This is a genomic window from Stenotrophomonas sp. PUT21, assembly GCF_052232875.1.
GTDB lineage: Bacteria > Pseudomonadota > Gammaproteobacteria > Xanthomonadales > Xanthomonadaceae > Stenotrophomonas > Stenotrophomonas maltophilia_N.
Window position 1 is genome coordinate 3,951,829 of sequence record NZ_CP197645.1, and the last position, 8,172, is coordinate 3,960,000.

General features: G+C 54.8%; 2 tRNA genes, 5 rRNA genes and 2 pseudogenes (1 of these 9 only partly in view). All 9 read right to left on the reverse strand.

Annotated features, from left to right (window positions below):
* Window position 1: 1 nt before the first annotated feature.
* Window positions 2–666 (reverse strand): annotated as a pseudogene (locus ACTT2I_RS17735) (NAD(P)-dependent oxidoreductase).
* Window positions 636–833 (reverse strand): annotated as a pseudogene (locus ACTT2I_RS17740) (hypothetical protein); the annotation flags it as partial. The pseudogenes ACTT2I_RS17740 and ACTT2I_RS17735, both read right to left, overlap by 31 nt.
* Before the next feature lie 26 nt (window positions 834–859).
* Window positions 860–974, reverse strand: a 5S ribosomal RNA gene (gene rrf / locus ACTT2I_RS17745).
* Window positions 975–1,098: 124 nt separating this feature from the next.
* Window positions 1,099–3,977: ribosomal RNA gene (locus ACTT2I_RS17750) — 23S ribosomal RNA — on the reverse strand.
* A 230-nt stretch (window positions 3,978–4,207) separates the two neighbouring features.
* Window positions 4,208–4,284 (reverse strand) — tRNA-Ile (locus ACTT2I_RS17755).
* A gap of 47 nt (window positions 4,285–4,331) precedes the next feature.
* Window positions 4,332–4,407 (reverse strand) — tRNA-Ala (locus tag ACTT2I_RS17760).
* A gap of 95 nt (window positions 4,408–4,502) precedes the next feature.
* A 16S ribosomal RNA gene (locus ACTT2I_RS17765) occupies window positions 4,503–6,049 on the reverse strand.
* Window positions 6,050–6,554: 505 nt separating this feature from the next.
* Window positions 6,555–6,669 (reverse strand): 5S ribosomal RNA (gene rrf, locus ACTT2I_RS17770).
* A gap of 124 nt (window positions 6,670–6,793) precedes the next feature.
* A 23S ribosomal RNA gene (locus ACTT2I_RS17775) occupies window positions 6,794–8,172 on the reverse strand; it runs 1,500 nt beyond the window's last position.
* The 16S, 23S and 5S rRNA genes sit together here with 2 tRNA genes alongside, the layout of an rRNA operon.

Below are 8,172 nucleotides of genomic sequence, written 5' to 3' on the forward strand. Positions count from 1 at the left end.
GTCAGTCCAGCACGCGCTGCGGCGCTCCCTGCAGCCAGGCGGCGATGTCTTCGACCGCCTGGCCGAAGTAATCACGGTAGTTGCGCGCGGTGACATAGCCCAGGTGCGGCGTCGCCAGTACGTTGGGCAGCGTGCGTAACGGGTGCCCGGCCGGCAACGGTTCGTAGTCGAACACATCCAGCCCGGCGCCAGCGAAGCGTTTCTCCGCCAGTGCCTCGATCAACGCCTGTTGATCGATCAGGCCGGTACGTGCGGTGTTGATCAGGTAACCGTGTGCCGGCAGGCAGGCCAGGGTGGCCGCATCAACGATGCCCGCGTGCGTTCACCCAGCACCAGGTGCAGCGAGACCACATCACTGTCAGCGAACAACGCCTGCTTGGAGGCTGCCAAGTGCACGCCCGCGGCCTGTGCACGGGCGGCATCCAGGTTCGGGCTCCACGCACTGACCTGCATCCCGAAGGCCTGGCCGATCCGCGCCACGCGCTGGCCGATCTTGCCCAACCCCAGCAGTCCCAGCCGGGCATCCTGCAGGTCGCGGCCGAGCGTCTGCTGCCACGGCCCTTCGTTGCGCAGCGCGTTGGCCTCCGGTACCAGGTGCCGCACCCCCCCAGGATCAGCGCCCAGGTCAGTTCCACGGACCGTTCGGGATGGCTGTCGGTTCCGCATACGACCACACCCTGCGCCTTCGCGGCGGCGACATCGATCGCGGCCTTGCGCATGCCGCTGGTAACCAGCAAACGCAGGCGCGGGAGCGTGGCCAGCAGCCCGGCGGTGATCGGCGTGCGCTCACGCATCACCACCAGATCGCAGACAAAAAGAAAACCCCGCTGCATGAGCAGCGGGGTTTTCGGGGTAAAAACCCTGGCGATGACCTACTCTCGCATGGCTTAGGCCACACTACCATCGGCGCAGCTGCGTTTCACTTCCGAGTTCGGGATGGGATCGGGTGGTTCCACAGCGCTAATTTCACCAGGGAGACAGTTGGAGCGTCGCCATCCTAAGGAACGGATAAGGCGCCTGCCTCTCGTAAGTCTTGTGACGTAGCGTGCACTTGGGATCTATCGACATGTCATGTCGGCCAAGGCAACTTGAGGTTATATGGTCAAGCCACACGGATCATTAGTATCAGTTAGCTCAATACATTGCTGTACTTACACACCTGACCTATCAACCACATAGTCTATATGGTTCCTTCAGGGGGCTTGTGCCCCGGGAGATCTCATCTTGAGGCGCGCTTCCCGCTTAGATGCTTTCAGCGGTTATCGCTTCCGAACATAGCTACCCGGCAATGCCACTGGCGTGACAACCGGAACACCAGAGGTTCGTCCACTCCGGTCCTCTCGTACTAGGAGCAGCCCCTCTCAAATCTCCAACGCCCATGGCAGATAGGGACCGAACTGTCTCACGACGTTCTGAACCCAGCTCGCGTACCACTTTAAATGGCGAACAGCCATACCCTTGGGACCGACTACAGCCCCAGGATGTGATGAGCCGACATCGAGGTGCCAAACACCGCCGTCGATATGAACTCTTGGGCGGTATCAGCCTGTTATCCCCGGAGTACCTTTTATCCGTTGAGCGATGGCCCTTCCATACAGAACCACCGGATCACTAAGTCCTAGTTTCCTACCTGCTTGATCCGTCGATCTTGCAGTCAAGCACGCTTATGCCTTTGCACACAGTGCGCGATGTCCGACCGCGCTGAGCGTACCTTCGAGCTCCTCCGTTACTCTTTAGGAGGAGACCGCCCCAGTCAAACTACCCACCATACACGGTCCCCGATCCAGATTATGGACCTAGGTTAGAACGTCAAGCACGACAGGGTGGTATTTCAAGGATGGCTCCACCACAGCTAGCGCCATGGTTTCATAGCCTCCCACCTATCCTACACAGACGAACTCAACGTTCAGTGTAAAGCTATAGTAAAGGTTCACGGGGTCTTTCCGTCTTGCCACGGGAACGCTGCATCTTCACAGCGATTTCAATTTCACTGAGTCTCGGGTGGAGACAGCGCCGCTGTCGTTACGCCATTCGTGCAGGTCGGAACTTACCCGACAAGGAATTTCGCTACCTTAGGACCGTTATAGTTACGGCCGCCGTTTACTGGGGCTTCGATCAAGAGCTTCGCCTTGCGGCTGACCCCATCAATTAACCTTCCAGCACCGGGCAGGCGTCACACCCTATACGTCCACTTTCGTGTTTGCAGAGTGCTGTGTTTTTGATAAACAGTCGCAGCGGCCTGGTTACTGCGGCCCTCTTCAGCTATAGCTCGCATGAGCCACCAAAAAGGGCGCACCTTCTCCCGAAGTTACGGTGCCATGTTGCCTAGTTCCTTCACCCGAGTTCTCTCAAGCGCCTGAGAATTCTCATCCTACCCACCTGTGTCGGTTTACGGTACGGTCTGCGTAAGCTGAAGCTTAGGAGCTTTTCCTGGAAGCGTGGTATCAGTGACTTCGCCTTAAAGGCTCGTCTCGGTGCTCGGTCTTAAAGGATCCCGGATTTGCCAAAGATCCAAACCTACCGCCTTTCCCCCGGACAACCAACGCCGGGTACACCTAACCTTCTCCGTCCCTCCATCGCACTTACGCGAGGTGCAGGAATATTAACCTGCTTCCCATCGACTACGACTTTCGTCCTCGCCTTAGGGGCCGACTCACCCTGCGCCGATTAACGTTGCGCAAGGAAACCTTGGGCTTTCGGCGTGCGGGTTTTTCACCCGCATTATCGTTACTCATGTCAGCATTCGCACTTCCGATACCTCCAGCAGACTTCTCAATCCACCTTCAACGGCTTACGGAACGCTCCTCTACCGCGTACATATAAATATGCACACCCCAAGCTTCGGTTCACTGCTTAGCCCCGTTAAATCTTCCCCGCAGACCGACTCGACCAGTGAGCTATTACGCTTTCTTTAAAGGGTGGCTGCTTCTAAGCCAACCTCCTGGCTGTCTGTGCCTTTCCACATGGTTTTCCACTTAGCAGTGAATTTGGGACCTTAGCTGTGGGTCTGGGTTGTTTCCCTTTTCACGACGGACGTTAGCACCCGCCGTGTGTCTCCCATACAGTCCGTCTCGGTATTCGGAGTTTGCAATGGTTTGGTAAGTCGCGATGACCCCCTAGCCATAACAGTGCTCTACCCCCGAGAGGATACATATGAGGCGCTACCTAAATAGCTTTCGAGGAGAACCAGCTATCTCCGGGTTCGATTAGCTTTTCACTCCTAATCACAGCTCATCCCCGTCTTTTGCAACAGACGTGGGTTCGGGCCTCCAGTACCTGTTACGGCACCTTCACCCTGGCCATGACTAGATCACCCGGTTTCGGGTCTACTGCCCGCGACTATGCGCCCTTATCAGACTCGGTTTCCCTTCGCCTCCCCTATACGGTTAAGCTTGCCACGAACAGTAAGTCGCTGACCCATTATACAAAAGGTACGCAGTCACTCTTTCGAGCTCCTACTGCTTGTACGCACACGGTTTCAGGATCTATTTCACTCCCCTCTCCGGGGTTCTTTTCGCCTTTCCCTCACGGTACTGGTTCACTATCGGTCGGTCAGTAGTATTTAGCCTTGGAGGATGGTCCCCCCATGTTCAGACAGGGTTTCACGTGCCCCGCCCTACTCGTCTTCACTGGAGTGGCCCTTTTAAATACAGGGCTATCACCTTCTATGGCCAGCCGTTCCAGGCTGTTTTTCTAGAACCATTCCAGCTTAAGGGCTAGTCCCCGTTCGCTCGTCGCTACTCAGGGAATCTCGGTTGATTTCTTTTCCTCTGGTTACTTAGATATTTCAGTTCACCAGGTTCGCTTCCAGCAGCTATGTATTCACTGCAGGATACCCGCAAGCGGGTGGGTTTCCCCATTCGGACATTACCGGATCAAAGCTTGTTGCCAGCTCCCCGATACTTTTCGCAGGCTGCCACGTCCTTCATCGCCTCTGACCGCCAAGGCATCCACCGTGTGCGCTTATTCGCTTGACCATATAACCGCAAGTTGCCTTGGGTTATATATATGACCTGGGGGTACAAAGCCCAGATACGAAATATAACGACTCAATTAATAAGAAGACATTTAAGTCTTCCGCCTTAGCCTCACGACACGTCTAAGATAGAATCTCAAAACGCTCGCTACGTCACAAGTTTTAAAAGAACACGTACCAGCCACAATGCTGATGCGTAATAAATTCTTTGTATGCGCTAGTCATTCAGAGTGGTGGGTCTGGGTAGACTCGAACTACCGACCTCACCCTTATCAGGGGTGCGCTCTAACCACCTGAGCTACAGACCCAATGTCCGTTCAGCTCATTGCTACCGCGTCGATAAACTCGCGGCGTGTGGTGGAGCCTGTCGGGATCGAACCGACGACCCCCTGCTTGCAAAGCAGGTGCTCTCCCAGCTGAGCTAAGGCCCCATATACGGGACTATCCACACCGGCCAGGCCGATGTGAAACTCTGAATGCAGGTTACTTGTGAAGACGCCCGACAGGACGATGCTGTCTTTGCTCAAAAGGAGGTGATCCAGCCGCACCTTCCGATACGGCTACCTTGTTACGACTTCACCCCAGTCATCGGCCACACCGTGGCAAGCGCCCTCCCGAAGGTTAAGCTACCTGCTTCTGGTGCAACAAACTCCCATGGTGTGACGGGCGGTGTGTACAAGGCCCGGGAACGTATTCACCGCAGCAATGCTGATCTGCGATTACTAGCGATTCCGACTTCATGGAGTCGAGTTGCAGACTCCAATCCGGACTGAGATAGGGTTTCTGGGATTGGCTTGCCCTCGCGGGTTTGCAGCCCTCTGTCCCTACCATTGTAGTACGTGTGTAGCCCTGGTCGTAAGGGCCATGATGACTTGACGTCATCCCCACCTTCCTCCGGTTTGTCACCGGCGGTCTCCTTAGAGTTCCCACCATTACGTGCTGGCAACTAAGGACAAGGGTTGCGCTCGTTGCGGGACTTAACCCAACATCTCACGACACGAGCTGACGACAGCCATGCAGCACCTGTGTTCGAGTTCCCGAAGGCACCAATCCATCTCTGGAAAGTTCTCGACATGTCAAGACCAGGTAAGGTTCTTCGCGTTGCATCGAATTAAACCACATACTCCACCGCTTGTGCGGGCCCCCGTCAATTCCTTTGAGTTTCAGTCTTGCGACCGTACTCCCCAGGCGGCGAACTTAACGCGTTAGCTTCGATACTGCGTGCCAAATTGCACCCAACATCCAGTTCGCATCGTTTAGGGCGTGGACTACCAGGGTATCTAATCCTGTTTGCTCCCCACGCTTTCGTGCCTCAGTGTCAGTGTTGGTCCAGGTAGCTGCCTTCGCCATGGATGTTCCTCCCGATCTCTACGCATTTCACTGCTACACCGGGAATTCCACTACCCTCTACCACACTCTAGTTGCCCAGTATCCACTGCAATTCCCAGGTTGAGCCCAGGGCTTTCACAACAGACTTAAACAACCACCTACGCACGCTTTACGCCCAGTAATTCCGAGTAACGCTTGCACCCTTCGTATTACCGCGGCTGCTGGCACGAAGTTAGCCGGTGCTTATTCTTTGGGTACCGTCAGAACAACCGAGTATTAATCGATTGCTTTTCTTTCCCAACAAAAGGGCTTTACAACCCGAAGGCCTTCTTCACCCACGCGGTATGGCTGGATCAGGCTTGCGCCCATTGTCCAATATTCCCCACTGCTGCCTCCCGTAGGAGTCTGGACCGTGTCTCAGTTCCAGTGTGGCTGATCATCCTCTCAGACCAGCTACGGATCGTCGCCTTGGTGGGCCTTTACCCCGCCAACTAGCTAATCCGACATCGGCTCATCTATCCGCGCAAGGCCCGAAGGTCCCCTGCTTTCACCCGAAGGTCGTATGCGGTATTAGCGTAAGTTTCCCTACGTTATCCCCCACGAAAAGGTAGATTCCGATGTATTCCTCACCCGTCCGCCACTCGCCACCCGTAAGAGCAAGCTCTTACTGTGCTGCCGTTCGACTTGCATGTGTTAGGCCTACCGCCAGCGTTCACTCTGAGCCAGGATCAAACTCTTCACTTAAAAACGCATAGTCCGAAGACTAAAAATTTAAAGCTGCAGATGCTTGACCGCTGGCAACGTTTCGCTTGCTTTAAAACAATTGATATGTTGCTTGATCAAACGTCTGCAAGATGGACAATCATCCTTCCTGCAGGCGCCTTCACAAGATACCTGCGCATACTGTCAAAGAACTTTGGAGTCGGCCTCAGCGCCTTCCTCCGTGTGCCCCGACGTTTCCGTCGTTGCGAGCCGCCCATTATAGCCGGCTTATCTGCTTCGTCAACACCTTTTTTCAAGGCCGTTTCACCGAAGTGAAACGTTGTTGCCGATGCCGCTTCGTCGTTCGCCTCAGAGGCTTTCGTCGTTGCGAGCCGCCTATTATGTCAGGCTTTTCGAATCTGTCAACAACTTATTTGATGAACTTGAAGTTCGTCTCGAAGTTGTCGGTGTAAGTGCATGAAAAACCATGTGCTTACATAAAAAGGAAAACCCCGCTGCATGAGCAGCGGGGTTTTCGGGGTAAAAACCCTGGCGATGACCTACTCTCGCATGGCTTAGGCCACACTACCATCGGCGCAGCTGCGTTTCACTTCCGAGTTCGGGATGGGATCGGGTGGTTCCACAGCGCTAATTTCACCAGGGAGACAGTTGGAGCGTCGCCATCCTAAGGAACGGATAAGGCGCCTGCCTCTCGTAAGTCTTGTGACGTAGCGTGCACTTGGGATCTATCGACATGTCATGTCGGCCAAGGCAACTTGAGGTTATATGGTCAAGCCACACGGATCATTAGTATCAGTTAGCTCAATACATTGCTGTACTTACACACCTGACCTATCAACCACATAGTCTATATGGTTCCTTCAGGGGGCTTGTGCCCCGGGAGATCTCATCTTGAGGCGCGCTTCCCGCTTAGATGCTTTCAGCGGTTATCGCTTCCGAACATAGCTACCCGGCAATGCCACTGGCGTGACAACCGGAACACCAGAGGTTCGTCCACTCCGGTCCTCTCGTACTAGGAGCAGCCCCTCTCAAATCTCCAACGCCCATGGCAGATAGGGACCGAACTGTCTCACGACGTTCTGAACCCAGCTCGCGTACCACTTTAAATGGCGAACAGCCATACCCTTGGGACCGACTACAGCCCCAGGATGTGATGAGCCGACATCGAGGTGCCAAACACCGCCGTCGATATGAACTCTTGGGCGGTATCAGCCTGTTATCCCCGGAGTACCTTTTATCCGTTGAGCGATGGCCCTTCCATACAGAACCACCGGATCACTAAGTCCTAGTTTCCTACCTGCTTGATCCGTCGATCTTGCAGTCAAGCACGCTTATGCCTTTGCACACAGTGCGCGATGTCCGACCGCGCTGAGCGTACCTTCGAGCTCCTCCGTTACTCTTTAGGAGGAGACCGCCCCAGTCAAACTACCCACCATACACGGTCCCCGATCCAGATTATGGACCTAGGTTAGAACGTCAAGCACGACAGGGTGGTATTTCAAGGATGGCTCCACCACAGCTAGCGCCATGGTTTCATAGCCTCCCACCTATCCTACACAGACGAACTCAACGTTCAGTGTAAAGCTATAGTAAAGGTTCACGGGGTCTTTCCGTCTTGCCACGGGAACGCTGCATCTTCACAGCGATTTCAATTTCACTGAGTCTCGGGTGGAGACAGCGCCGCTGTCGTTACGCCATTCGTGCAGGTCGGAACTTACCCGACAAGGAATTTCGCTACCTTAGGACCGTTATAGTTACGGCCGCCGTTTACTGGGGCTTCGATCAAGAGCTTCGCCTTGCGGCTGACCCCATCAATTAACCTTCCAGCACCGGGCAGGCGTCACACCCTATACGTCCACTTTCGTGTTTGCAGAGTGCTGTGTTTTTGATAAACAGTCGCAGCGGCCTGGTTACTGCGGCCCTCTTCAGCTATAGCTCGCATGAGCCACCAAAAAGGGCGCACCTTCTCCCGAAGTTACGGTGCCATGTTGCCTAGTTCCTTCACCCGAGTTCTCTCAAGCGCCTGAGAATTCTCATCCTACCCACCTGTGTCGGTTTACGGTACGGTCTGCGTAAGCTGAAGCTTAGGAGCTTTTCCTGGAAGCGTGGTATCAGTGACTTCGCCTTAAAGGCTCGTCTCGGTG